Annotated in this window: 24 protein-coding genes and 2 pseudogenes; 12 read left to right on the top strand and 14 right to left on the bottom strand. The window is 53.9% G+C overall.

Annotation, left to right across the window (positions count from 1 at the left end; translation table 11 throughout):
- Positions 1-36: 36 nt before the first annotated feature.
- On the top strand, positions 37-387 hold the full coding sequence (locus JQF37_RS28455) for an antitoxin Xre/MbcA/ParS toxin-binding domain-containing protein (RefSeq protein ID WP_204149889.1): 351 nt from the start codon (positions 37-39) through the stop codon (positions 385-387).
- Positions 388-664: 277 nt separating this feature from the next.
- On the opposite strand, the gene JQF37_RS28450 is transcribed toward JQF37_RS28455, so the two are convergent.
- Together JQF37_RS28450 and thyA are read right to left on the bottom strand one after the other, a co-directional pair.
- The gene (locus tag JQF37_RS28450; RefSeq protein ID WP_204149888.1) at positions 665-856 is read right to left on the bottom strand and encodes an MbcA/ParS/Xre antitoxin family protein; all 192 of its coding nucleotides are present in this window, start codon (positions 854-856) and stop codon (positions 665-667) included.
- A gap of 210 nt (positions 857-1,066) precedes the next feature.
- Positions 1,067-1,348: pseudogene (thyA, locus tag JQF37_RS28445) on the bottom strand (thymidylate synthase); the annotation flags it as partial.
- 304 nt (positions 1,349-1,652) lie between these two features.
- Between thyA and JQF37_RS28440 the strand changes: the two are divergent.
- The gene (locus tag JQF37_RS28440) at positions 1,653-2,711 is read left to right on the top strand and encodes a hypothetical protein (protein WP_033897013.1); all 1,059 of its coding nucleotides are present in this window, start codon (positions 1,653-1,655) and stop codon (positions 2,709-2,711) included.
- 250 nt (positions 2,712-2,961) lie between these two features.
- Positions 2,962-4,026, top strand: a complete 1,065-nt coding sequence (locus JQF37_RS28435; RefSeq protein ID WP_078473494.1) for a hypothetical protein — start codon at positions 2,962-2,964, stop codon at positions 4,024-4,026.
- Here JQF37_RS28435 and JQF37_RS28430 read toward each other — a convergent pair.
- Entirely contained in the window at positions 4,023-4,568 is a 546-nt protein-coding gene (locus JQF37_RS28430) for a sce7726 family protein (RefSeq protein ID WP_033897012.1), read from the bottom strand. The two genes, JQF37_RS28435 and JQF37_RS28430, sit on opposite strands and share 4 nt — an antisense overlap.
- Before the next feature lie 736 nt (positions 4,569-5,304).
- Between JQF37_RS28430 and JQF37_RS28425 the strand changes: the two genes are divergently transcribed.
- The 4 genes from JQF37_RS28425 to JQF37_RS28410 all read left to right on the top strand — a co-directional run bounded on the left by JQF37_RS28425 (position 5,305) and on the right by JQF37_RS28410 (position 9,096).
- Positions 5,305-5,568: a hypothetical protein gene (locus tag JQF37_RS28425; RefSeq protein ID WP_110725006.1), complete on the top strand. Its 264-nt coding sequence runs from the start codon at positions 5,305-5,307 to the stop codon at positions 5,566-5,568.
- Positions 5,565-6,317 carry a hypothetical protein gene (locus JQF37_RS28420; protein WP_204149887.1) on the top strand — a complete coding sequence of 251 codons (753 nt, stop codon included), beginning with the start codon at positions 5,565-5,567 and terminating at the stop codon, positions 6,315-6,317. Before JQF37_RS28425 ends, JQF37_RS28420 begins: the two co-directional genes overlap by 4 nt.
- 99 nt (positions 6,318-6,416) lie before the next feature.
- Entirely contained in the window at positions 6,417-8,015 is a 1,599-nt protein-coding gene (locus JQF37_RS28415) for an AAA family ATPase (protein WP_204149886.1), read from the top strand.
- On the top strand, positions 8,008-9,096 hold the full coding sequence (locus JQF37_RS28410) for a UvrD-helicase domain-containing protein (RefSeq protein ID WP_204149885.1): 1,089 nt from the start codon (positions 8,008-8,010) through the stop codon (positions 9,094-9,096). Before JQF37_RS28415 ends, JQF37_RS28410 begins: the two co-directional genes overlap by 8 nt.
- Before the next feature lie 850 nt (positions 9,097-9,946).
- On the opposite strand, the gene JQF37_RS28400 is transcribed toward JQF37_RS28410, so the two are convergent.
- The 4 genes from JQF37_RS28400 to JQF37_RS28385 all read right to left on the bottom strand — a co-directional run bounded on the left by JQF37_RS28400 (position 9,947) and on the right by JQF37_RS28385 (position 14,260).
- A complete protein-coding gene (locus JQF37_RS28400) occupies positions 9,947-10,660 on the bottom strand; it encodes a hypothetical protein (protein WP_204149883.1) in 714 nt (237 codons plus the stop codon).
- A gap of 537 nt (positions 10,661-11,197) precedes the next feature.
- Positions 11,198-11,983, bottom strand: coding sequence for a phosphoribosyltransferase (locus tag JQF37_RS28395; protein ID WP_239142540.1), 786 nt, complete (start codon positions 11,981-11,983; stop codon positions 11,198-11,200).
- Positions 11,984-12,168: 185 nt separating this feature from the next.
- Positions 12,169-12,972: a hypothetical protein gene (locus tag JQF37_RS28390; protein ID WP_204149882.1), complete on the bottom strand. Its 804-nt coding sequence runs from the start codon at positions 12,970-12,972 to the stop codon at positions 12,169-12,171.
- Positions 12,973-13,114: 142 nt separating this feature from the next.
- Positions 13,115-14,260 carry an HNH endonuclease signature motif containing protein gene (locus JQF37_RS28385; protein ID WP_204149881.1) on the bottom strand — a complete coding sequence of 382 codons (1,146 nt, stop codon included), beginning with the start codon at positions 14,258-14,260 and terminating at the stop codon, positions 13,115-13,117.
- 1,435 nt (positions 14,261-15,695) lie between these two features.
- Here JQF37_RS28385 and JQF37_RS28380 point away from each other — a divergent pair.
- Positions 15,696-16,256 carry an arsinothricin resistance N-acetyltransferase ArsN1 family B gene (locus JQF37_RS28380; protein WP_153331634.1) on the top strand — a complete coding sequence of 187 codons (561 nt, stop codon included), beginning with the start codon at positions 15,696-15,698 and terminating at the stop codon, positions 16,254-16,256.
- A 26-nt stretch (positions 16,257-16,282) separates the two neighbouring features.
- Here the strand turns inward: JQF37_RS28380 and JQF37_RS28375 are convergent, their stop codons facing one another.
- From JQF37_RS28375 to JQF37_RS28345, 7 genes are read right to left on the bottom strand one after another with little or no spacing between them, the layout of a single operon-like run.
- Positions 16,283-17,356, bottom strand: a complete 1,074-nt coding sequence (locus JQF37_RS28375; protein ID WP_204149880.1) for an ArsO family NAD(P)H-dependent flavin-containing monooxygenase — start codon at positions 17,354-17,356, stop codon at positions 16,283-16,285.
- Between the two features lie 29 nt (positions 17,357-17,385).
- The gene (gene arsC / locus JQF37_RS28370; protein WP_204149879.1) at positions 17,386-17,808 is read right to left on the bottom strand and encodes an arsenate reductase (glutaredoxin); all 423 of its coding nucleotides are present in this window, start codon (positions 17,806-17,808) and stop codon (positions 17,386-17,388) included.
- Positions 17,809-17,828: 20 nt separating this feature from the next.
- Positions 17,829-18,542 carry an arsenical resistance protein ArsH gene (gene arsH / locus JQF37_RS28365; RefSeq protein WP_204149878.1) on the bottom strand — a complete coding sequence of 238 codons (714 nt, stop codon included), beginning with the start codon at positions 18,540-18,542 and terminating at the stop codon, positions 17,829-17,831.
- Positions 18,543-18,589: 47 nt separating this feature from the next.
- Positions 18,590-19,060, bottom strand: a complete 471-nt coding sequence (locus tag JQF37_RS28360; protein WP_033902850.1) for an arsenate reductase ArsC — start codon at positions 19,058-19,060, stop codon at positions 18,590-18,592.
- A gap of 16 nt (positions 19,061-19,076) precedes the next feature.
- The gene (locus tag JQF37_RS28355; RefSeq protein ID WP_033902851.1) at positions 19,077-20,360 is read right to left on the bottom strand and encodes an arsenic transporter; all 1,284 of its coding nucleotides are present in this window, start codon (positions 20,358-20,360) and stop codon (positions 19,077-19,079) included.
- Between the two features lie 24 nt (positions 20,361-20,384).
- Positions 20,385-20,741 (bottom strand): metalloregulator ArsR/SmtB family transcription factor, encoded by a 357-nt coding sequence (locus JQF37_RS28350; protein WP_032856860.1) that lies wholly within the window; start codon positions 20,739-20,741, stop codon positions 20,385-20,387.
- On the bottom strand, positions 20,738-21,160 hold the full coding sequence (locus JQF37_RS28345; protein ID WP_033902852.1) for an arsenate reductase ArsC: 423 nt from the start codon (positions 21,158-21,160) through the stop codon (positions 20,738-20,740). The genes JQF37_RS28350 and JQF37_RS28345 overlap by 4 nt, the downstream gene beginning before the upstream one ends.
- 129 nt (positions 21,161-21,289) lie before the next feature.
- Between JQF37_RS28345 and arsN2 the strand changes: the two genes are divergently transcribed.
- The 4 genes and pseudogenes from arsN2 to JQF37_RS28325 form a co-directional block, all read left to right on the top strand.
- Positions 21,290-21,751, top strand: coding sequence for an arsenic resistance N-acetyltransferase ArsN2 (gene arsN2, locus JQF37_RS28340; RefSeq protein ID WP_054895963.1), 462 nt, complete (start codon positions 21,290-21,292; stop codon positions 21,749-21,751).
- A 180-nt stretch (positions 21,752-21,931) separates the two neighbouring features.
- Positions 21,932-22,279: a metalloregulator ArsR/SmtB family transcription factor gene (locus tag JQF37_RS28335; protein ID WP_032856864.1), complete on the top strand. Its 348-nt coding sequence runs from the start codon at positions 21,932-21,934 to the stop codon at positions 22,277-22,279.
- Positions 22,280-22,317: 38 nt separating this feature from the next.
- Complete coding sequence (locus JQF37_RS28330; RefSeq protein ID WP_153368000.1) at positions 22,318-23,403, top strand: NAD(P)/FAD-dependent oxidoreductase; 1,086 nt, start codon at positions 22,318-22,320, stop codon at positions 23,401-23,403.
- Between the two features lie 36 nt (positions 23,404-23,439).
- Positions 23,440-23,994, top strand: a pseudogene (locus JQF37_RS28325) (MFS transporter); the annotation flags it as partial.
- Positions 23,995-24,150: the final 156 nt, after the last annotated feature.

Here is a 24,150-nt window from a genome sequence, read left to right as displayed (position 1 = left end):
TCAACCTTCCTTTGGCAGATGCAGAGGTCAACGATTTTGAAGATCACTGTCTGTCATTCAGTTTGTTCGAGCAACTGGCCGGGGGTATTGCCTTTGGACGGCGAAATATTAGGTAAGTACCTGGCTATACCAAAATGCACGCTTTCGAGGGCGGCTGGTGCAGGGTATTTTTCTGTGAGCGAAAGCCGGAACCTGGCGGCGTTGATCCGCGTTCTAATCGCGGCCAATGAACTCTTCGAAGGCGATGTCCAGGCAGCGAAGCTATTTCTGACTTCATCATCGTTCGGTTTGAATTCAAAGACCCCAATGGAGGTGCTCAATACTGAGTGCGGCGTCATTGCCGTCACCGACCTCATCGGCCGTCTTGAACACGGTATTCCCGCTTGATGAGCCGCCCTCCGCCAAGTGAATTGCACTGTGTGCGTTTTGAATGGCGCAAAGCTCGACGACGCCGAGTTGATTCGAGCATCACATGAGGCTTTTGGCGGGCGGCCTTTTTGCGTCGTTCGGCATTGGATGCTGTTGAATGTCATGCTCCCAGCATCCCAGGAGCAAGAACTCATAACGCAGGGGCTTAAGTCATGTGTTTTGTATGCCCAAGCGACTGGGTGCGACAGTCATGGGCGTCGCGACGGCTCCTGTGCATGGCCGGGCGTGGTGGTGATTAGCTGGCATATCCATGGTCGATTCGCTCAAGTGCATCCTTGGCCATCAGATAACCGGCTTCATTGCGGGCGAGCTCGATCGGTGATTGATCACCCAAAGCGACTTTGGGCTGAGTCAGCCAGGCATTTGCTTTCGTTTTGTTGCCAAAAACCTGCTCGGCTTGAAGCTGAATCAGCTCAACATTATTCACTTCGGCCTCGCAAGAAGTTTACCGGTGTGCGACTGATTTTAGCTGGGTGCTGGGGCTTTGGCGCAATTTGTCGACCAGATCCATCTCATAAAAATCCTTATACGCTAGGCAGAGCTGGCAATCGAAGCAGAAGGGCAATAAGCCGGGGGGGGGGCACACCTCAAGCGTTTGAAACGCTCGCTCCACCAGGCTCAATGCCCCCTCGACAGATCAGATCGACACGGGCGCAGGAATGTGAGGATGCGGGTCGTAGCCTACGATTTCAAAGTCCTCAAACTTGTAGTCGTAAATGCTGTCTGGCTTACGCTTTAGCACCAACTTTGGAAGAGGGCGAGACTCACGACCAAGCTGCAACTTAACTTGCTCGATATGATTAAGATATATATGAGCATCACCCATAGTAACCACAACTTCACCGACACCCAAATCACATTGCTGAGCAAGCATGTGAGTTAGGAAACTTACGCCAGCCAGGTTGTACGGATTCCCAAGCAATTTCACCCCCCACTTTTACTGCACATTACGCTGACTTGTAATGCCTTCCAAGCAACTTGGTATATGTGCATTATAGCTTTTGCACATTACCTGCGCAACCCCTAATACTGGATAAACCACCAGTTTTCTAAAGTCCTTTCCAAAGCTCATCTTCTCCTGAAGCCCCCGAAATACGGGGCCTCTAGCCAAGAAATTGACTCATCCTGGCAATGTGCTATCCATGGTGTCGGGGAAATCAATCGCCCTAGGATCAGCTCCAGCGCTTCCGCAGACGCTAAGACGCAAACAGCAGGGAGAATCGATGCGCCTAGATCAGATGCCATACCACTCAATGCCCACCTTGGCAGTTCTTCCGTTCCGGCAATTCCGCATCGGATGGACGTGGCAGCTGCGAGCACTAAAGCTCTTCCCCGAGTCCCAGCTGTCCTGGAAGCGTTACTTCTACGATAACGGCAGTGGCCATGCGAGGGCGGCTGTTTTCGCCTCCTACGAGGAGGCCATGGAAGCGGCAGACGAGTTCAACAGCCGCACCAATGAACTGGTGGCTCAGGCGGTACCAGATCCTGTGCTTCAGAGCTCAACCACCCTGAAAGTCGAGAAAGCACTGACGGCGGCGCGCCGCATCCAGGGAGAAGAGGAGCTCATGGAGCGCGAGGCGATCAAGCGGAACGCCAATCTGCCCCGGCTCCCCGCGCAAGAGCTGAAATTGCACAATACGATGGAGAGCTTGCTGCAACCGCTCCACGAGGAGCTTGAGCGTGCGCCTTACCTAGAAATAGTCGCCATACCGAGATTCAACATGTGCCTTCGCCGTGTCGATGACCAGACATGGGAACAGATCGGAGCCTTGTCTCCCAAACGCTCGCAGATCTGTCTGCGCGAAGTGACAGCCAAAGGGTTTGGTCTTTCGGGAGCCGACCACTGGGGAAGAACCAAAGCGCAGATACGCGCACTCTTACTGCCCCGAGCCAATCAGTTGCTGCAGTTAGCGAGCGTCAAGCAAATGCTCGCCGAGGCAAGGATGCGCGGCCAGAGGGTGCTGGTCTGCGGTGGCTTCGTGTTCTGGTATGAGGACGATGGGGTACCACGGTGGGTGGTGAAAAACACGGGTGGCGAGTCCAGTAGCGATGAAGGAAACACCTTGTGGCACGAGGGCACGATCCTATCCAGGAACCATGGCCGGATCGTCGTGCTTCCCTACATCAAGGAGAACGGGGAAAAAGTTCAAGGGCACACAAAGAATGCACCACACGATGGAAAGGCCATACCTCGGCACCCTGACCAGTACGTCACCCTGCCTTTTGAGATCCTGGATGGTGACCTCATGATCGGACTGTTTGGTGAACTCCACTATGAGTAACCCACAGACTAATCGGACATACGCGCACCCCACATCCCAGAAACAACGCATTAAGGCTTCTATTGAGTGGCCAAGTGCTATCTTACCAATCTCGACCTGCCGTCTCGCTGGGAGCATGACGTCGGCCAGTGGCAGTGGGCAAAACCGACATGTTCCGTATGTCGACGCTCGCTGATTGCCGGGGCCTGTGACTCGCCATGCCTTCAGCATTACGGCGAAACCGGTTTTCACAACATGCAAGGAGTGCAAGATGCAGTACGTGGCTTGTTTACGAGTTGGTCAGAATGACGTTAAGGCGCTGATAAATCTGGAAGACCACAGGCGGGAAGTCGTGGCTCCGCTGTTGGACATGCGAGGTGACGACGACAGACACCTTCAAACATTCCTAGCGAGTTGGACTGAGCATCCTTTTTTCCTAGACGTTTCAAGAATAACGAAGGACGTTGGTGAAGAATTCATTACTACCAACGACCTGCACAATCCTCATGGCGCGTTTGAGAACAAACGTCGATTTTTCTCCGATGTGGCAGGCATCAACCAGAACGTCATACCAGTGGTTTCCTGGGTTGATGACGACCCCCAACGAGCAGTCATCCAAAGTGCACTGGCTCTCCAGAGCGATTTCCCACATATAGCTATCAGGGTTACCTGCCCGGAAAACCCCACTTCCACTTCATGGAACAGATTGCTGTCAATCCTGGATGCTCTTGAAAACCCGGACACCGCGACGGTGATTTTGGACTTCGGTGCCACAGCTCCGGCCAACACTGCCTCGGGGTCGGATTTCAATGTATCCCTGCGTCAACTCAACAGCTATCAGATACGAAATCTGGTTCTGATGAGCACCTCCTTCCCTATCGATAAGCCGGCCTCAAACACCTCACGTTCCTCCGCCTGCTACGACGTTGCGTGGCAAGCAAGGGTCGATACCAGTGGCATAGAGTCGGATATTGTCTACGGGGATTACGCCGCCACCAACCCAACCGCCTCGATGGAATACATACGAGGCATGCCTGTGCTTCCTTTTGCCTGCTATTACACGCCAACGGAATGGTGGCAACGACGCAAAGGTTCGGACAAGGAATTTGTGCGGTACATCGAAATTGCCCAGGAGATTAGAGGTTTGCCGGGTTATCACGGCGACGACTTTTGCTGGGCCACTCGCGAGTACAGCAGAATTGTCGCCACATCTACCGGCTACGGGAACAACGGAACATGGAACGGATTCAGGATCAATCAGCATATCTGCGCCATGATCCAGTCCATAGTAGATACTGACGGCTTCGATGACCTCGATGCCGATGACTTACTCTAACGGTAACGTTGTTTCAGGCTGACCAATACATGTGACCTGATCACATTCATGGGAAGGGCGTCGCTGAGCTGGCGGCGCACTTCTTTTATGAGGTCGCGACTTTTCGTTGGCACCCCATGCTGGTTCGCGAGTGCATCCAACTCGCTACGCCACAAAAATCCCGTAAGGTGGAATTTATCCTGGAGCTTGTTGGGCTTCGCCTTTCGAATCATCGCCATGCCGGAATAGTCATCGACGACGAGTACGCCAACATTCGGCAGACATGACTCAAGAGCCTTCACCAAGTGCTTTGAATGGCAGCATAGCCAGACTTCGTCAAAGCACGCCATATACGCCTGCTGCTGGCCCTCCCAGCGAGTCAAGGTGTCGGCATGGGACTTGATCTCAAAAGCGGTTAGCTTCCCATTGGCATGAACGAGATCGGCGCGTCTGGCCTTATCGATGAAGCACAGCTCCTCGATGAAGACGTCACTCTCTTCATGGGACATCGCTTTCGCGACCCACTGCTTGAGGATTGGGCGGATTTCGGTTGGATTCAACATGCGCGGATTATAGACAGACAGTTGAGGCTTCTCACGCTAAAAAAGCGCCCAGTCGTCGATCACCACAGGGCCCGCACGTGCGTGATACCTGTCCGGCACGGCGTGAAGACGATGACGCAAAGCCAAGCTTGGGCTAGGTAATTCCTGGCTTGACCAGCTTACCCCTGGCCGACCTCAGCCCCTAACGGTGGTCGATTCATAAGGCAGGCGACGCCTGCGAGCACGTGGTGAGTGGACGATCGTTTATTCCAACTGTAGCCGCCGAAACAGCTGGCTTGCCGAGCCAGCCGGTGCTTCCAGTATGAGTCACAACCTCATATGGCCATTGATTCGAGAGCAATTGCCATCATAATGACAGCGCTACGGCGGGCAGCCAAAAGGCCTGCTTGTACCCTGCTGTAGAAGCCTGTTATCTAGCCCTCGCTGCCGACTTTTGCATCCAGGGAACGACATCGAACAAGGACGCTTTATGAATGCAGATCAACAACTAGCGCATGCCCTGCGTATGCGATTTGGCCTTCCACCTGCCCAGCCTACTGACGCTCAGCTTGCGAACATCACAGCTGCAATCAAGCGGATAAAGGACTTTGGAAGGACAGCCACTCAGTCTGATTGGGCTGAAGCGGTTAAAAACTACTGCCCTGGGGTTGGAGAGTGGATCTACCGGGGTGCAGATAACTCAGACCTCAATACGTTGCTCGCGTTGGCGCTAGCTGAGGCAAGGAGGGGGTAACACATGAATACGACCAAACTGGCGACATTCAAAGCCAAAATCGAAAGCATCCTACATCCATGGCAATGGCATCCGACGGCAGACCAACTGGCTCGCTTGGCACAAGAGTTCGTTCAAAAAGAGCCTAAAACTCAAATCCAAGCTTTGACGATCTTCCTAAGACATTTTCCGGGTCAGAAATTTTTAACTTTTGATGGGGTTGATAATTCGGACTACAGCACCCTGCTGACCTTAGCACTTGCCGATGCCAAGGCGGCATCAAAATGACAAGAGAGCAAAATGTAGTTGAAATCCGTACAAAACTCAGCAATTTGCGGAGCGATGTACTTACTTCACTACATCGTTTTCTTTCAATAGATCGAGCGGACAAGACCAAAAAACGCGATGCTCTTTTGACTTATCAGAGAACCGCTACCGCCTATTTTAATAGCGCTGAAACCTTTGTAGGCGATAGCGAGCTTTTGGGTGCAAGAGACAGCAAGCATTGGGCTCAGGGCTTTGCCGAAGACTGCTTTGCGATACTCGAATCAATACCCCAGCATTTGGAGCTTCTTAAGACTGAGTTTAATAACCTTGGAGTTCATGATCTTTCCAGCATAGAGCCAACTCCAACAGCTTATGCAAATATGCAACGAATGGTTTGTCTTTACCTTACCCCTGAAAAGAGGGAAGGCATCTATCATAAGTTCAAAGAAAACCAACTCCCGATATACGGCTTCGAACAAAAGGCAAAAAACTTTATTATGGTAGACAAACTTCTGGCATTTATTTTTGGCGCCATCTTTCTAACAGCCATCCTAGTGATCGCATTATTTGTGCCCTCACCGTCAGACTTCCAGTACAACGTATTCAGGACAATTTTGGCCTTGGCAGGCGCAGGTATCGGTGCAGTAATTCCCGGCTTTATGGAGGTTCGATTTCAAAAATGGCTACGTGCTGGTGGCGCGCTCGCTGTTTTCGCCGTGCTGTACTTCTTTAGTCCAGCAAACTTGGTTGTCCAAGCAGCAGCTCCGTAAGCCCACCTTTTGAACGTTGTGCGAAACACATGGGAAGATTAGAGTTCCAAAGAAACAAAACACGACCCTAAGTCTCTACTCTCCACCTAAGGACAGCAGATGATCACGAAGATCAAAATACAGGGCTATCGGATCTACGGCGATTTCACGCTGCTGCCCAATAGGGATCTCAACATCCTTGTGGGCGGTAATGACGCGGGGAAGTCGACCCTGATGGAGGCAATTGGTCTCGCGCTCAACGGGCGTATCGGTGGTCGCTCCGCTCAGGAGGAGCTGAACCCGTACTGGTTCAACAAAGAGCTGGTTAATCAATTTCTGGAAGACTGCGCCTGGGATGAAAAATCGGCGCTACCAGAGATCCTGATTGAGCTATTTCTAGAAAATCGGCCAGAGTTGCAGTTTCTCTGCGGGGCGATCAACAGCGATAGGAAGACGAATGCCTGCCCTGGTATCTCGTTCAAGGTCATCCCCAACCCTGAGTATGACGAGGAGCTGACCCAATGGCGTATCAACCCCACCGCGCTGATACCCGTTGAGTACTACAAGATTGAATGGCGTACCTTTGGGGATGAGGTACTGACTCGGCGCCCCCGGCAGCTCGCCGTTGCGACTATCGATTCCCGTACCGTCCGCTCAACCTCAGGCGTCGACTATCACCTACGCCAGATCCTCAGTGACCATTTGGAGCCGAGCGAGAAAGCCAAGATCTCCCAGCATTACCGCGAGATCAAAGAGTCCATGACCTCTAACTCCCTGGGTGGCGTGAATGATCGCCTCAAGGATATTCGAGCGCCACTGGATAACCAGGTGATGGCCCTGGCCATGGATCAAAGCGCTCAATCCTCCTGGGAGGGGTCGGTCACACCACATGTGGATCATGTGCCTTTCGCGCTGGCAGGCCAAGGGCAGCAAGCCTCAATCAAGATTTCGCTGGCCATGCAGCGCCTGTCCGAGCACACCAGCATCGTGATGATCGAAGAGCCAGAAAACCATCTGTCGCATACGAGTTTGACCACGCTGCTGTCGCGCATCGAGGAAGCTGCAGGCGAGCGTCAGCTGTTCATCTCGACTCACAGTGCCTATGTGCTAAATCGGCTCGGCCTGAGCTCCTTGCTCCTCCTGCATCGCGGCAAGGCATCTCACATCGAGACGCTTGATCCGGACACCGTCGGCTATTTCCAAAAGCTGCCAGGCTTCGACACGTTGCGTATGGTACTGGCTCACAAGCTCGTCCTGGTGGAAGGCCCCTCGGACGAGATCTTGTTTGAGCGCTTCTTCAAAGACCTCTACGGTAAGCACCCGATGGAGCTGGGGATTGATGTGATGAGCATGCACGGACTGACATTGAAGCGCTGCCTGGAACTGTGTACTGCCATCGATCGCCCAGTTGCAGTGCTTCGAGACAACGACGGGGAAGACCCAGAAACCCTTAAGGAAACTGTCAGCGAACTGCTCGAAACAGGAAAGCGCGAGCTCTTCATTGGTGCAAAGGAAGCGGGCAGGACATTGGAGCCACAATTGAGGGCGTGCAACAGCGAAGAGTCTCTGCGCAAGATTCTCGGGGCCACTGATCGGGCCAGCCTTGAGAAATGGATGTCGAGAGAGAAAACGGAAGCAGCACTTCTCATCGCCAAATCCAAGGAGGCGGTCACACCACCACCGTATATGGCTGCGGCTGCGGCGTTCATTCATGGCTAACAATTACCTGACCCTGGCAGTTGCGGGCGCTCGCAAGACACAAGGCCTGGTGGAGCATTGCAAGGCGTTACCAGCCGATCGCAAAGTTCTGCTCATCACCTTCGCACAGGCGAACCAAATCGAGCTGCGCGAGCGTGTAAGGCGGTATGCCGGTGACCGACCCGGCTTGGAAGTCTCTGGCTGGTTCAGCTTTTTGCTGCGTCATTTCGTCAAACCCTTCGTCCCATTCGCATTCCCCGGCAAGCGCTGCAGAGGCTTCAACTTCGAAGGTGATCCAGGACGATATGCCAGCGGTGAGAATCGATTTTTCGATTCGTCGGACAGTGTATATGCGAAGGAATTAGCACGCTTGGCCCACCAACTGATTTGCCAAAGCGGCGGGGCCTTGATTCAACGCCTCGAATGCCTTTACGACGAAATACTCATTGACGAGGTTCAGGATCTTTCAGGTTACGACTGGGACATTCTGGAGGCTCTGTTCGGCACATGCATAGAGATTAGGCTCGTTGGGGACGTCCGTCAGGCAGTTTTGTCCACCAATCCTCGTGGCCAAATGAAGAAGGCCTTCGCCTACTCGAAATCCATTGCATGGTTCAAAAAACAGCAGAAAGCTGGCCGGCTGGAAATCAACTTCAGCTCTGTCACATGGAGGTGCTGCCAGACAATCGCTACCTTTTCCGACACTATCTTCGAGGCGAGCTGGGAGTTTCCGGAAACGACCTCACAGAATCACGTCATCACACCCCACGACGGCGTTTTCCTCGTGAGAAAGACTCACGTCCGTCAGTACGTTGAGACATTCCAACCCCAGTGCCTGCGCAATAGCATCAGCTCGGGCAAGGAGTTCGATCTCGACTACATGAACTTCGGGGTGTCCAAAGGACAGACCTTCAACCGCGTGCTGATCTATCCGACCGAGCCCATCGGCAAGTTCATCAGCAAAGGGGAGCATCTCCTGCCCCTTTCCGCAGCCGATTTCTATGTGGCGGTCACACGGGCCGAGCAAAGCGTGGCGATTATCTTGGATAAGCCAGGGGCCTCACAGATCCCCTATTGGCATCCAACTGTTGCCGCTGAGTGATTGCATGGACTTAACCACCCATTCGCATTCGACTTGACCAGTCGTTTGCGTCGGATTTGAGCAGTCAGCTGGCCGACCTGATCGGCCATGAGCCGACGTTTTTGGGCTACCCTCGCTCGGTAGATATCTGCATGAGACGCTTCGATCTCTGCAGACCTATTCCTACCGTGCGGCGTAACCCGCTCGCAATAGACATGCTCAGTGCGAATCGGGTAGTGTGTTAGACGAATTTTTTAATCGTCATGCACAATTTTACCCCAGAAAATGAGTGAAGAAATTAGAAATTGGTATATCTATATTTTGAAACTTGAATTGAACTCATGGTACGTGGGCACAGCTAAGGGATTGAGATCAAGACTGCGAAGCCATGGCAAGAAAAGCCCTTACTCTAAATTAAATAGAAAGGGTACTCTCGAATATATGGAGAGTGGCCTTACGGGAAAGAGAAAAGCAACTCATCTACATGCCGCCTTCAGGTCAATTGGCGATTGTTTCTGGGTTACAGAAATAGAAAACACCATCACCGTAGCCCTGGGACAAAAGTATGGCTTCGACAAAGTTAGAGGCGGCTCTATAATTCAGCCCTGGAGCTACGAACTAAGTGATATCGAAGTGGAAAATCTAATTCGACAATTTAGCTGTAGTGATATCAGGCTTAAATACAAGCTACACGAAATAAATTTAACTCAAGAAAAGCCATTTGTCTTCCCGATTACTCGGCGAAGGAATGCATAACAAGGCATTCTCAGTCGAAGCTCGAACCCCCTAATGCTCCTCGGCCCATGCAGACTTGGTACCCGAGCGATTACTCACATCGGCCGTAGCAACCTAGGCTGATGCCTGCTCGAATTTAGAGTGCCGGCCTCTCGGGCTGCCAAAAATTACAGCTGAAGTTATTCAGGCCCCCGCCATAGGGACTAGGCCTCACCGCGAACACCTCAGGCACAGCATCCCCATCGCCCCCATCGCGGAAGAACTCTCTCATAGAAAAGAGCGCCTGGGCCTTCAAGCGTTCCCATTCTCGGTACCGACTGTCTTCAAGATCCCTGGCTGCCTGCGCTGCGCTGGGTTTGCGCTTGGGTTGCGGCAGGGTGTAGCTGGGCTGAGGGGAGAAATCGTAGACGAACGTCAGGTGCCCATGCTTCCAGTCCATAGACGGCGACGCTCGCCAGCGGAATGACACTTGCACTGACAGTCGCTTGCTGAAATGGAAAGGCGGTCTGATCTGATCATCAATGAAGAACAGTTCGCCCTCTTGGCGCTCAGTTTCGAGCCGACCCTTCATCTGCTGCACAGCGTGAATGAGGTCATTGCTTGCATACAGTGCGTCCTGTCGAGTGCGTTCGCGCTTGGCATGGGCCTTGGCCTTGCTGTACTCAGCAATCGCTTGTTGGAATGCGTGAAGCTTGGTGCCCACGTAGGGGCCACAGTCACTGAGCCCAAGGCCATGAATCGGCCCCACACGCTCTTCATCAAGACACTTGCGCACTGCTGCCCGAAGCACCGTCTCGTCGATGTCGCTGATTGCAGCTTGCTGAATATCGGGCAAGTTAATGTATGTCATGGCCAAAACTATCCTTGTGTAATGCGCCTTGCTACCGCCTCATCCAGGCAGACGCATGGTGGCGGGATGACACCATATAGCATGGCTGAAGGCCGAGGCGAAGCCCCTTTTGAAAGGTCGCCAGAAGCTTTCGCCAAAACCGTGCGCAGGTAGATCAGAGCCAATAGCGCAGCTTTGTGCGCCCCGGAGGTTCGGCTACGGAGCACCAGCATTCCAGCTCGAACCTTGAGTTCTTTAGAGGTCGGAGGGGCCTGATGGAGACTACATCTCAGGGCGACGTAGGCCGGAGGGCGCGTGTATAGCGCCAAAGAAAAAGCCGAGCATGAGCTCGGCTTTGAAAGAGGTAGGGCCGGAGCCCTATGACGCTTCAACAACCTAGAAGGTTGAGGGGTTAGCCGCTGCCTAACCATCCCATTATTTGCCCTTTACGGACTGACCCTGGGAGGTGCTACGCGGGCCTCATCTGGATTTAACGAGCGGGGAGGCTCATGCACACTCGTAATCAATAGTAGCGAAGGGGCTATCCCTTGTAAAGCATCACACGTCGCTGAACAGGCACACGGCTTCCACCGAAGTAACGCCATTCATCGCCTGGACGATCTCTTTGGCCACCGTGAGCGTTCGCCCCGTGGCCAGCAGGTCGTCAACCAACACGACGCGTCCACTAACGTTACCACGAAAAGCTGGGTTGCGCTGGAGAGGCGTGAACAGGTGGCGATACTCCACTGGGATCACCTTCAGGGGAAAGCCATCAGCTTTTTTCAGCCTGAACTGTAGGCCTTTGCGTTCATCGCCAGTGATTTCACCGTTGTCCTCTGCCCTTCGGATCATGTCAAAGGCTTCCAGCTTGGTCGACTTTTGGAAGACATCATGGGCCAATTCAGCATTGAGCACGGATGCGCATCGCGAGGCCACGATGCGACTCAAACTGTAGCCTGACGGCATATACACCACCGTGTCGGCTTGGGTTTGTGCGGCAATCACCGCCAGGATCTCGCTACCGCTCTGTGCCAGGCGTTTGATGGAGGTAATATTGGTCGTAAGGCCGTCTTTGCCTTTGAGAGCGTACAGGAGCGGGCAGTTATCGCCGATCACACTGGCCTTCCGATCCCGGCTTCGCTTAGCGGAAGACTTGATCCGTGTGAACAAGGACGTGACCTTTAGCCCGCACTCCCGGATGTCCGTTTTAGGGTTGCCATCCACAGTGGTGATCAAATGCTCTCTGACGGCGTGGTCAACCGTGACCAGGTTCTGCGTGACGACAAGTCCCAAAGGTCTACCCCGAACAAGTGAACAAATGATGGCGGCAAAGCCCGCCATCATAATGCCGGGCCAGCTTGCCGGCTAGCACGCTCCGGCTTCGATCAAGTGAAACGCCTGGGGCCCTGACCAACGCCTTTGCAACCGATGCTGGTCTTGCTGCGACGGAAAAAATCGCGGCCACCGTCATCCAACATCCCCGCGACATACTCGCGAGACCTCGCCCGAGGGCCGAACAACGATTCCCGTCACTTCGATTTTTTGATCAGGTAGCTGCTGACAGAGGCGCACAGGCCAACAATGAGTTCAGCGTCCTCGAAGGACGGTTCGCGCCCTTCCTGGATGTGTCGTCCGAACTCCGACGCGTACGCCCACGTTTTGATAACGGCCTGATCCAATGGTGCTGGTATCAGCGTTCGGCAATCGTTCATGATCCTGCCCAGGGTTGCCTGTTGATCCCCAGTGACCTGCCGAGCGACGCACTCCAGCGAGGCCATGGCGTGCTGTATCGCTCCCGTCGGGTCTGGGAAGGGACGACGTGAGAGGTCAGCTATCGCCTGGTGCAGTTCTTTGCTGGCCGTGACATGACCATGTTGATGCTCAGTTTCTTTCGCAGAGGTCAAAACCTGCTCAAAGGATTCAGAGCCACGCATTTCGATGCGGCCATCGATCAGCTTCCAGCCTATGCCGTGCTCGATGAAGAACTCGTTCAGCTCAGTTGTAAAGTGCTCGTACACGTCGCCGTCGTAATTGCGGTTGCCGAAGTAGTCATCGAGTCGCTCAATGACGTCGTACACCTTGAACCACTTGCATTGCTCAAGCAGCAGAACGTTCTCCTCATGGATATTGGGTGTCTCGCTCCAATTCCCCCTGTCAGGCAATACTTTTAAGGTCTGGCAGATGATTTCGCGCAGCCCTGAAGGTTTGAGCCCACATTCGTAGCTCAATTGAATCAGATACTCCTGCAGCGCTTGCGGTGCATCCTCCCGGACGGTGATTTCGGCCTCCTCGACCTGGGAGAAACCGTGACGCTTTGAGAATGAATCCTTCATATTGACCCTCCAGTCGAGCTAGCCAAGTGGCATATCGCCACCTCGATTTGGCTCGATAATGCCTGACATTTCGTGGTCGGAATAGGACAGAGGCATCGACGGAGGGGACTCGCCTGAGAGTGTGTCCCCGCTTCTGCTATCTTCATTCATCGTCATCAGGTTCGGAATCGTCCCACTCCTCGTCTTCAACCTCATGACCTATCAGGCCGCTTCTGTAGAGGCCAATCTCATACATCCTCGTCTTTAACTCTTCATGGGCACTGCGAATCGCCAGGACGGTGGCTTCGATATGCAGGATGCCCTTGATGTCTCTTTCTAGCTTGTTCGCACGTAGGAGACAGCCCAAAGAGCGCACGCCAAGAAGCCACTCGGTACGTGCTGAGCCCGACGTTCCTTCGTTTCTGTCGAAGACGAACGTGATTTCGACTTTGTTGACGCTTCGTCGCCCCCGAACCATATCCGCCCCGGAGCCGTCAGGGATATCCGTAAAGTGGTAGGAGCCCTGCACAAACACCAAGTCGCCAGGGGTAACCAAGATATCTAGTGTCCCTCGATCCAGCTCATCCGAAATGTTACGCACGAAGGCATGGCCTATGGCTGCCTTCAGCATGCTGCTCATGAAGCGGTATAGCGAGAGCGACCGAGCCTGACCTACGTACAAGAGGCCCTCAGTGGGGCAAAGGTAACCTTCGCCGTCACACGCTCCATTGCTTAGGGCGCCCTGAAACCCCTTGAGCTGGGTAATCTCCACTCCGACGTGTTCGGCAATTTCGAAAACCCTGAGGTGGTTGAAGTACCACCATTGGCAACTCATGAGCTGGGTGGATTTGAATATGGCCAGCTGGTCGTCACGGCTAACGCTTTGCTCCCAAGCGCCTTTCATCGCTTTGAGCCGGTCAGCGGTGAGCGTAAGCTCCAGAGCATGCGTGGAGTGCGCCTCCCCATGATGGATAGAGCACAGGACTGCGAGGTTAGCCGGGGAGTGATCGCGACTTTCCGCCCATGACTTGATGTGGTGAACGACGACCGGGCGCTCAGCGTCTCGACAGACACAGCAAAGCCAGCGATTGTCATACAGCGTCTTGATGAGGAGATCGGTTGGTATAGGCGGCCTGCCTTTCCCGAGGATCTTGGGCACGACGGATTCACTGAGCCCAAGCTCCAGCAGTTTCTCAGGACGTTGCATTCGTAGCTTCGCGAGCGTCCACTTCTCTTCCCTCAGCTTCCTAGCCAACGCACTGTCTATCCCTCGCGTCATGAGGGCCCGCTCAACTGGATTTCTAGTCACGAGCTCGATTCCGTTTTGAGATCAGTGGAAGATTAACCCATGGCAATGCGCGCCACTGCTTGAGCTATCGAAGGTCATTTGCAGTACAAGAAAGCCCCCTCCCTGACATTCATGGAGTTCGCGAAGATGATGCAAGACTTCAGCGAAGCGGGTGTATCGATCAAACAGCTGCGATCGAAATCGGACAGAGGGGCTGCCACAACTGATAACGACCAGCACCGCCATGGCTCGATGCGCGACTAGTCGCGTCACCAGGACAAACTCAAAGTCCCAAGTCTCCCGCAAAACACTGATCACGGATTGAAGCAGGGGCCTGCCCATCGATTATCAGCCTATGCTGCAGATGGCGTACGAGATGCCACGCCAGAGGCTCACGGATCTCCAAGCAGCCTTCGAGCTGATGGAAGCTAGAGCGCTGTGTAGTAAGGGCCTCTCGGAGCGCTGTAAAGCCATCAACGCCGATAACCGACCTGTGAACACGGATAGGATTGTTCAGCCCCGGACGACGCTCGTAGGCGCTCACAATCGATCCAAGGATTTCAGGAAGATCATCCCCATAGGCTTTGCAGGCAAGAGACCAGAGCTGACCATCAGACAGTAGGGTCATTGGGCTCGCATTATCAATAAATTGGCAAAATAGCCCCAAGCGCGGCCAGAATCCAGATCAACCTGTAAACCAATTTTTTGACGTGTTAACCGCCGAGGTTTACAGATCAAAAATTTAGTTTACAGATCCGAATTTCGAGGCGCCTAGTAGGTCACCGAGTGCGTCTTGCTGGAACATTGAAGGCGACGGACGCCAGCCAAGCCTGTTGTACGAGACGGGTGAAATTTCAGACAGACTGATCCCAGCAAAAGAGCCTTATTGGTTTGACGTCAAAGCGTAAGCAGCAGCCTGCGGCTGCAAAGGAAAGCGATTCCTCCTCCGCCCCCAGCCCACCATTCCAACCTAAAATTCACCTTCAGTCCTCAAAACCGTGTGATCTAGAAGCCGTAAATATCAGATGTAAAAGCCGGCGAAATCCTGTGAGAAAAGCGGTGCCTGGGCCACTGCCGCTTTTATCTTGCTCTCAAATATAAGAACTCCGTCTCGCTTAAAAATTTTCAAGAGGGGGGGGGTGAAAATAAAATGGACATTGCCGACGAACGGTAAATAAATTGCCTATTTGTCAATCTGAGTTTTCACTCAAAAATCCTCGAAAACCTATAAAAAATGCTTTAAAGCAGGCGAAAACGCTAACATTTATGAGTTTCGATTCACCAAATGCGAATTTTGATCGCCTACGAGCGCGCCCAACAGCTACATTGGCCATGCCGGTCGTTTCTGCCTCTAAGTCATACCAGTCACCGGCTTCAGTCAGAAATGCATCGCTGCGGCGAGTGTAGTTAGATTCCGAGTGCCGAACGACGGCTATTCAACGAGAGATCATTCACGATGGCTGTAAAGGGTTTGAAAATTCGTACGGCAGTAATCACCGACGCAGAAGCCATCCAGCGCATTTATGCTCCCATTGTTCTAAATACAGCGATCTCATTCGAAGAGACCCCGCCAAGCGTTGAGGAAATTGCTCAGCGGATAGCGACGACACTTCAGACATATCCCTACCTAGTGGCTGAAGATGATGGCGAGATCAAGGGCTACGCCTACGCAAGCCAGCACAGGGCTCGTCCGGCCTACCGATGGGCTGTTGACGTGACGGTTTATGTAGCTGAATCGGCTCGCCGGCAGGGCGTTGGCCGTGAGCTCTATGAGACCTTGCTTCCGACTCTTGATAAGCAGAGATTTCGCGCAGCGTACGCCGGAATTGCGCAGCCCAATGAAGGAAGTGTGGGCCTGCATGAGTCGCTGGCGTTCGTCCACATCGGCACATATCCGGAGGTAGGCTTCAAGCTTGGGAAATGGCACGACGTCGGCTACTGGCGACTCGGGCTGTGTCCGGCAACTCCTCCACTGGAGCCTATTCTCTTTCCTGAGTTTGAAGTCGCATCACAGTAGGCACACTCGATTTGCGTCGCGAGACATCAGGGTTCGCTAGTGAGATAGCTTTGGACTTGGTTGACTACATCCCGAGCGGTGCGGGTTACTCCGATCAATGTCGCAGAGGCGAGCCCCGTCCAATCGCCGTAACCCACCAGCCACAAATTGGGTGACGCAACACTTCGATTTTCGTCCACAGCCACTTTACCGTCCAGGCATACAACGCCCAGGCTGCTCAGGTGGTCGAGCGCGGGAGAAAATCCCGTGCACCAGATGACAACGTCCACCTTTGTTTCGTCTCCTGATGACCACACAACGCCTGTCGAAGTGAAGCGCTTGAATGGTCGTACGGCATTCAGCACGCCGCGTTCGCGAGCGTCCCTGACCGACGGAACCATAACGATGTCTCCGAGCCCTCCTGGCGGCTGCTGAGGTTCCAGGCCCTCCTGCTGCGCCTTCAATCGAGCAGTAGCTCGCTCGAACAGGACGCGGCCATCGACCTCACCAGGTAGAAACTTCGGGGCCTCTTGAGTTACCCAGGTTGCCTGAGCCACTTTGGAAACCTCGGCGTAAATCTGGGCTCCCGAGTTGCCACCACCGACGACAAGGACAGTTTTCCCCTCAAACTCATCCGGCCCAACGTAATGAGCGGAATGAAGCTGCTGCCCTAGAAACAACTCCTGTCCGGGATAGCTTGGGATAAATGGGCGGCTCCAGGTGCCTGTTGCACTGATAACCGCTTTGGCCTCCCAGGCTCTTCCCTCGGAGATAACCCGTAATCCGTCTTCGATTTTCTCGACACGGTTTACCCGCGTGGATCGGATGATGGGAAAGTCATATCGACGCTCGTACAGAGTTAGATAGTCGATAACATCGTCCCGCCCAGGAGTCCCCCCGGATACTGCTGGCATGGGCCAGCCGGCAATAGAGCTCCAAGCAGACGGCGAGAATAGTCGGAGAGAATCCCACCCATGCCGCCAGGCCCCTCCCGGTGCTGAATCGGCGTCGAGTAATACATAGGAAAGGCCTGTACGCCTCAAGAAATAGGCTACGGTGAGCGCGGATTGGCCACCGCCAATGACCACTACATCAAATTTCGAGTTTTGATTCACCAGCATCCCCCCAGGCCCATCTGCCTTACATCGGTTTAAACCCTGCGGCCATTCTCATCAATGACGACTTGTCCGTCTTCTTTGACGAAGCTGCCGCGCTGCTCTTGCGGCAGAAGGTTGAGGACTGCCTCTGACGGTCGACACAAGCGTGTGCCCAAGGGCGTCACGACGATGGGGCGATTGATCAGGATGGGGTGAGCCACCATGGCATCGATGAGCTGATCATCAGTAAGTGACGTATCGCCCAGTCCCAACTCCTCGTAAGGAGTGCCTTTGATGCGAAGCAGGGCCCGCACCTCAATACCCATATCCTTGATCAACCTGACAAGCGTGGTGCGGTCAGGTGGGGTCTGTAGGTACTCGATAACAGTCGGCTCTTCTCCGCTGTTGCGGATCAGCTCCAAGGTGTTGCGAGAGGTGCCACATTGCGGGTTGTGATAGATCGTGATCTGGCTCATACAGTTTCCTCGCACTGACGTTAGATGGAGCGCTGGTTGACGCGTTTGGAAAGCTCTTCGGCGGACTCTTTGCGCTCGGAGTACCGATCAACCAAATAATCCTGGCGATCCCGCAACAGCAGGGTGAACTTCATCAGCTCTTCCATCACATCCACGAGTCGGTCGTAGTACGAGGACGGCTTCATACGACCTGCCTCGTCGAACTCAGTGAATGCTTTGGCCACGGAAGACTGGTTAGGGATGGTGAACATCCGCATCCATCGGCCAAGTACCCGTAGTTGGTTAACCACGTTGAAGGATTGAGAACCACCACAGACCTGCATCACAGCAAGGGTTTTGCCTTGGGTAGGTCGTACAGCGCCCATCGCCAGCGGTACCCAGTCAATTTGGGCTTTGAATACTGCGCTCATGGAGCCGTGACGCTCAGGGGAGCACCACACCTGCCCCTCAGACCATTGCATCAGCTCGCGCAGCTCAGCGACCTTGGGATGTGTATCGGGAGCGTCATCCGGCAGCGGGAGACCTGATGGGTCAAAGATCTTGGTTTCGGCGCCAAACTCTTCCAACAAGCGGGCTGCTTCCTGAGTCACCAGCCGGCTGAAAGAGCGCTCTCGCGCCGATCCGTACAAAAGCAGAATTCGAGGCTTATGGAGCGAAGGCGTACGAGGTGCCAGTTGCTCCAACGAAGGAATGTCGATCAGGTCGGCGTGGACGTTCGGCAATGTGTCTTGCATATAAACTCCTACGGCGGCGCCTGGTTGGGTGCAGCCTCGGTTGATCTTTAAAGCGAACCGATGCGGTTCAGTTCAGCTTTCAACTGGTCAGTGCTGATGGTCTTCAGTGGCAGCGCAAGAAATGCGCTCACGCGTTCGTGAATTTTGGCTAGTGTGGTTTCAAACGCAGCGGTGATCTCGGCTTCCGACCCGCTAGCCTCAGACGGGTCGGCCAGCCCCCAATGCGCCTTCAAAGCTGGCCCGAAGAAGATTGGGCATGCCTCACCTGCAGCCCGGTCACAGACAGTGATCACGATGTCTGGCGGCGAGCCTTCAAAAGCGTCCGAAGCCTTGCTGCTTAAGCCCGCAGTAGAGATACCCGCCGCCTCCAGTGTCTGCAGTGCCCTTTGATTCACCCGGCCACTGGGAAAGCTTCCTGAGCTGACAGCTTCTACGCCCTCGGGCGCCAAGTGGTTGAAAAGCGCCTCGGACAGAATGCTGCGGCAGCTGTTGTGGGTGCACATGAACAAGACTTTCATCAGAAGATTCCTTGATTCAGAAACTGAGGCGCAATGCCAGGGCAGACAAGGTGGCGACGAGGATAGGCAAGGTCAGCACGATCCCAGTCTTGAAGTAGTAACCCCAACTGATCTTGATGTCCTTCTTGGCCAGCACATGCAGCCACAGCAGCGTGGCCAGACTGCCAATTGGAGTGATCTTCGGGCCTAGATCGCAGCCAATGATGTTGGCGTACACCATTGCTTGCTGTACGACGCCATCAACTTCGGCGGCTTGGATGGATAAGGCACCAACCAGAACCGTGGGCATGTTGTTCATGATCGAAGACAGCAATGCTGTTAGCAGCCCTGTACCCAGGGACGCGCCCCAAACGCCATAACCGGCGAACACGTTCAGGATCTGCGCGATGTGGTCGGTCAGGCCGGCGTTCTTCAGGCCATAGACGACCAGGTACATACCCAAAGAAAAAATCACTACTTGCCATGGGGCCTCTTTGAGCACCTTGCTTGTGTTGATGGCGTGACCACGAGCCGCGATGACATAGAGAATGAACGCACAGACCGCTGCAATGGCGCTGATTGGCACCCCCAACGGCTCAATGACAAAGAAGCCGATCAGGAGTAGTGCCAGCACCCACCAGCCGGCTACAAACGTGGCCCGGTCGTGGATTGCCTCGTCCGGATTGTTCAGTTGGTTGAGGTCATAGGTCTTTGGTAAATCTTTGCGGAAAAACCACAGCAGCATGGCTAATGTCGCTGCCACGCTGACGATGTTTACCGGCACCATGATCGAAGCATATTCGTTGAAGCCGATATCGAAGTAGTCGGCAGAAACAATGTTGACCAGGTTGGAAACCACCAGCGGTAAGCTCGCCGTGTCGGCGATAAAACCGGCTGCCATGACGAATGCCAAAGTAGCCGCAGGAGAAAAACGCAACGCCAGCAACATCGCGATCACAATGGGTGTGAGGATCAATGCTGCTCCGTCATTGGCGAACAGGGCCGACACCGCTGCGCCAAGCAGGACGATAAATGCGAACAGCTTGCGGGTGCTTCCGCCTCCCCATCGGGCCACATGCAGCGCAGCCCATTTAAAAAAGCCTGCCTCATCAAGCAGCAAACTGATGATGATGACCGCGATGAAAGTTCCGGTAGCATTCCAGACGATGCGCCAGACCTCGGGTATGTCTGCAAGAGTAACGACGCCTGCCAGCAACGCCACGATGGCACCCAACGTGGCACTCCAACCAACTCCGAGCCCTTTGGGCTGCCAGATGACGAGCACGATGGTGGCGATAAATATCAATACGGCAATCAGCATTTCGTTAATCCGGTTGGGCGTGAATCAGCTGCACACGGCCTGGTTGATCGGACGGTCGTTCATACCGCACAGGCGTTTAGTCTCGGTTTCCAGCCATTGCTGATTGGCGTCTACGACTTCTTTCAAAACCGCAGTTACCCACGCAGGCAAATCGGGGTTCAGGCGGTAGTACACCCACTGACCTTGCCGGCGATCCATCAACAAACCAGCAGAACGCAGCAGGGCCAAATGACGAGAAATCTTCGGCTGGTTCAGGTCGAGTGCCGCCGTCAGCTCGCAGACACACAGCTCGCCTTCGCTCACGACAAGCAGGGAAATTTTGGCTCGGGTGTCATCCGCCAAGCACTTGAATAACGTGGTGGGGTTCATGGGTTCTGTCATAGATCCTCCAGGTGTTTGGTCTTGACCAAAACGAAGAGCTTGATGCGCTCGTGGATGTCGTGGAGCGTGTGGCGAAATGCACCGGGATCATCGTTCGTTACTGGGTCAGGAAAGTCCCAGGCAATGACTTCACCTGCACTGGGCATTGGTAGGCACTCGCTGGCGGATTTATCGCAAAGAGTGATTACGTAATCGAATCGATCAGCTTGAAACTCGCTGATGGACTTGCTTCGCAGGCCCGTCGCATCGACTCCAACTGCCTCCAACGCCTGAATCGTGCGCGGATCAACCTCAGAGGGTTGGGATCCTCCGCTGAAGGCCTCGAAGCGCGGGTCGGTGTGACGCAGCAAAGCCTCTGCAAGCTGGGAGCGGGCTGAGTTGGCAACGCACACGAAAAGCACTTTGATAGCAGGGGTCATGACTAGACTCGATGCATATGGAAAATCGAATATACGCTTTGGCAGATATTCGGTAAAGCGAATATGATGACTACGGCTTCGGCTTGGGCCGTAACAGTCCATGCAAAGCAGCACAAAGGAGATGGAAGGATGGAGTGGGAGATGATGATCCAGGCAACGGAAATAGCCGGTGGGCAATGGCAGCGCTTTCGCGATGCACTGAAATCTGCTGACCTTCCATCAGACGTTATTGATCTTCCGGGCCGAACCTTTTTTGAGTTCACGCTGGACAGTAAGACGGTCGCATGGGGAGGATTCGAAACGCATGGTACGGACGGGTTGCTGCGTTCCCTGGTCGTGGAGCCGGCATGCAGATCGAAAGGGGTTGGAGCTGAAATGCTTCGAGTCATTGAAGCGATAGCCGCCGGGCAGGGAATCGCTCGATTTCATTTGCTGACAACAACAGCGCCAGGATTTTTTGAGCAGCAGGGGTACGCAGTGCATCAACGGGGCTCTGCGCCGCCTCTGATCTCACAGACGGAGCAGTTTAGGGGGCTTTGCCCTGGCTCGGCTTGTTACATATGCAAGGCGTTACCGCTGGACGATGGCTGATTGTCGACGCTACCGATAACCTAGCAGCAGAAGGTTGGCCGATCATCCCATTGAGAAGTTTGGCACCTGGATTGAGGTGTTGCTCGTCAGTAGATAGGCACGGCCCTCTGGAGTGCTGGCAGGTCGTGCTTTGTCGACCCGACCTTTACATGTGCACGTACATGCACATATAGTCGCTACATGACCTTATTACTGAACCGAACCCAGGCAATCGAGGCCGCCATAGAATCGCTGGACGGTGCATTCTTCAAAGCCCTCTGTGAGCCACCGCGAATCGCAGTGCTGAAGCGCGTAATGCTACTAGGCCGTGCTGATGTCACTGAAATTGCGGCTGACTTACCTCAAGAGCGTTCGGTTGTGTCTCGCCACCTTCAGGTGCTACTAGAGGCGGGGATCGTTAGAGCCACTAAGGTAGGGCGCCAGATGTTCTATGAAGTGGACGGCCCAGCCATTATCAAGCGTCTAGAGGCCATCCTCATCCACACCAAAAGCATCGTTCCACTGTGCTGTCCAGGCGAAAAGGTCTGAGCCTTTTTTTGCATAAATACGTGCATGAGTGCGCATACATGAACATAAGCAGTCAGATGTTGGATGTTATTGTCATTGGTGCTGGCCAAGCAGGGTTGGCTACCGGTTGGCACCTGAAGCAGCACGGCCTCAATTTCCGCATTTTTGATGAGCAATCGCAGCCTGGGGGGAACTGGCGTAATTACTACGACAGCCTTGAATTGTTCTCGCCAGCAGCATATTCCTCTCTTCCGGGGCTTCCATTTCCTGGAGCAGCAGGCCACTACCCTTCTCGGGATGAAGTAGTGCGTTATCTGGAAGGTTATGCCGACTTCTTCCGGTTACCTATCCTTCAAGGGATTAGGGTCGCGAACGTAGGTCAGGAAGGCGAAGGATTCCGGATCACTGCAGCGAACGGACAAAGCTTTTGTGCGAGAGCGGTGGTCGTGGCCTCAGGAGCCTTCAGTCGTCCCTACGTACCCGATATCCCTGGGCTCAAGAACTTCAGCGGCACTCAGCTTCACAGTGCTCATTATCGGAATGCAGAAGCATTTAGTGGGCAACGCATCGTCGTAGTTGGCGCTGCTAACTCGGCTGTACAAATCGCTTACGATTTATCCAAAGTTGCAACCGTGACTCTGGCCACGCGAGAGGCGATTCGATTCGCGCCACAACGGATATTAGGAGCAGATTTTCATACTTGGTTGAAATGGACAGGCCTAGAGAAAACTAAGTGGCTAAACGATCAAAGCACGCCTGTACTGGACGACGGTACGTACAGAAAGGCTCTGAGATCCGGACGCTTCAATCAAGCAGCAATGTTCTCCGAGGTCACTTCAACAGGCGTTATTTGGGCCGAAGGGCAGCATGAAACCGTTGATAGCCTGATTTTTGCCACTGGCTATCGTCCGAACCTGCCATTTCTCCAAGGCCTTCCAGTAATGGATGAGCAGGGACGAGTGGCGCAGCGCGACGGGCGAGCCGTTCATGTTCCAGGCTTGTACTTTGTAGGCTTGCCCAAACAACGCAACTTCGCTTCTGCAACCCTACGAGGAGTGGGGCCTGATGCCGAACAAATACTTCGGTATTTGCTAAAGCGAGTTCGTAAGTTAGAAGCCGCCCCGACGCTCGTAACGCAAAACTGAGCCGCTGGCGTCCGAAAAAACAAGAGTCCGTAGCTAGTGAAAAACCTAGAAAGCAGCCAACGACCTATCAACCGATTCAAGCTTGTGTGGGCATTAGGCATCGCACAAATCCTTGCTTGGAGTTCGACCTATTACCTGCCAGCAGTTCTTGCAACACCAATCACCAAAGAAACAGGATGGTCAGTTACGAGCGTAGTGATTGGATTATCTTGGGGACTGCTGGTCGCAGGAGCTTGCTCGCCCATGGTGGGACGATGGATCGATCAAAGTGGGGGACGCCCCGTGTTGGCAGCTAGCTCGTTATTTTTGGCGATGGGTATGCTGTTGATGGGCTTAGCCAGTCACTTGGCCGTTTATTACCTAGCATGGACGCTGATCGGCGCGGGCATGGCTGCTGGCCTTTATGACGCAGCGTTTTCGACTCTCGGACGACTACTTGGCGACCACGCACGTGCCTCGATGACTGGTCTAACCTTGCTAGGTGGGTTTGCCAGCACCTTAGGCTGGCCACTGATCGCAGGCCTAGAGCACCAGATCGGGTGGAGGTACAGTTGCTTTGCCTTAGCCGCAATGCACCTGGTAGTTGGACTACCAATCCATCTTCTGACAATTCCCAGCGAGAAAGGCCCCCCAGCCGAATCTGCACCTCTTACAAGTCCCTCGTCCATTCCTAGGCTTTGTACGAAAAGTATTGCCGCATGCAACGTAGGCTGCAGGCCAAGGTGACCATGGCTGCAAAGCTCTTGG

Source organism: Pseudomonas sp. MIL9, assembly GCF_016887925.1.
Lineage (GTDB): Bacteria > Pseudomonadota > Gammaproteobacteria > Pseudomonadales > Pseudomonadaceae > Aquipseudomonas > Aquipseudomonas mohnii.
Note: the sequence above shows the minus strand (reverse complement) of the source record. Positions and strands in the feature narration are given on the sequence as shown.

What these genes read in the sequence shown, in the direction of transcription:
- JQF37_RS28440 (WP_033897013.1), top strand. Translation starts at nt 1,653, where the DNA reads ATGCGCCTAGATCAGATGCCATACCACTCAATGCCCACCTTGGCAGTT.
- JQF37_RS28435 (WP_078473494.1), top strand. Translation starts at nt 2,962, where the DNA reads ATGCAGTACGTGGCTTGTTTACGAGTTGGTCAGAATGACGTTAAGGCG.
- JQF37_RS28430 (WP_033897012.1), bottom strand. Translation starts at nt 4,568, where the DNA reads ATGTTGAATCCAACCGAAATCCGCCCAATCCTCAAGCAGTGGGTCGCG.
- JQF37_RS28425 (WP_110725006.1), top strand. Translation starts at nt 5,305, where the DNA reads ATGAATACGACCAAACTGGCGACATTCAAAGCCAAAATCGAAAGCATC.
- JQF37_RS28420 (WP_204149887.1), top strand. Translation starts at nt 5,565, where the DNA reads ATGACAAGAGAGCAAAATGTAGTTGAAATCCGTACAAAACTCAGCAAT.
- JQF37_RS28415 (WP_204149886.1), top strand. Translation starts at nt 6,417, where the DNA reads ATGATCACGAAGATCAAAATACAGGGCTATCGGATCTACGGCGATTTC.
- JQF37_RS28410 (WP_204149885.1), top strand. Translation starts at nt 8,008, where the DNA reads ATGGCTAACAATTACCTGACCCTGGCAGTTGCGGGCGCTCGCAAGACA.
- JQF37_RS28400 (WP_204149883.1), bottom strand. Translation starts at nt 10,660, where the DNA reads ATGACATACATTAACTTGCCCGATATTCAGCAAGCTGCAATCAGCGAC.
- JQF37_RS28395 (WP_239142540.1), bottom strand. Translation starts at nt 11,983, where the DNA reads ATGATGGCGGGCTTTGCCGCCATCATTTGTTCACTTGTTCGGGGTAGA.
- JQF37_RS28390 (WP_204149882.1), bottom strand. Translation starts at nt 12,972, where the DNA reads ATGAAGGATTCATTCTCAAAGCGTCACGGTTTCTCCCAGGTCGAGGAG.
- JQF37_RS28380 (WP_153331634.1), top strand. Translation starts at nt 15,696, where the DNA reads ATGGCTGTAAAGGGTTTGAAAATTCGTACGGCAGTAATCACCGACGCA.
- JQF37_RS28375 (WP_204149880.1), bottom strand. Translation starts at nt 17,356, where the DNA reads ATGCTGGTGAATCAAAACTCGAAATTTGATGTAGTGGTCATTGGCGGT.
- arsC (WP_204149879.1), bottom strand. Translation starts at nt 17,808, where the DNA reads ATGAGCCAGATCACGATCTATCACAACCCGCAATGTGGCACCTCTCGC.
- arsH (WP_204149878.1), bottom strand. Translation starts at nt 18,542, where the DNA reads ATGCAAGACACATTGCCGAACGTCCACGCCGACCTGATCGACATTCCT.
- JQF37_RS28360 (WP_033902850.1), bottom strand. Translation starts at nt 19,060, where the DNA reads ATGAAAGTCTTGTTCATGTGCACCCACAACAGCTGCCGCAGCATTCTG.
- JQF37_RS28355 (WP_033902851.1), bottom strand. Translation starts at nt 20,360, where the DNA reads ATGCTGATTGCCGTATTGATATTTATCGCCACCATCGTGCTCGTCATC.
- JQF37_RS28350 (WP_032856860.1), bottom strand. Translation starts at nt 20,741, where the DNA reads ATGACAGAACCCATGAACCCCACCACGTTATTCAAGTGCTTGGCGGAT.
- JQF37_RS28345 (WP_033902852.1), bottom strand. Translation starts at nt 21,160, where the DNA reads ATGACCCCTGCTATCAAAGTGCTTTTCGTGTGCGTTGCCAACTCAGCC.
- arsN2 (WP_054895963.1), top strand. Translation starts at nt 21,290, where the DNA reads ATGGAGTGGGAGATGATGATCCAGGCAACGGAAATAGCCGGTGGGCAA.
- JQF37_RS28335 (WP_032856864.1), top strand. Translation starts at nt 21,932, where the DNA reads ATGACCTTATTACTGAACCGAACCCAGGCAATCGAGGCCGCCATAGAA.
- JQF37_RS28330 (WP_153368000.1), top strand. Translation starts at nt 22,318, where the DNA reads ATGAACATAAGCAGTCAGATGTTGGATGTTATTGTCATTGGTGCTGGC.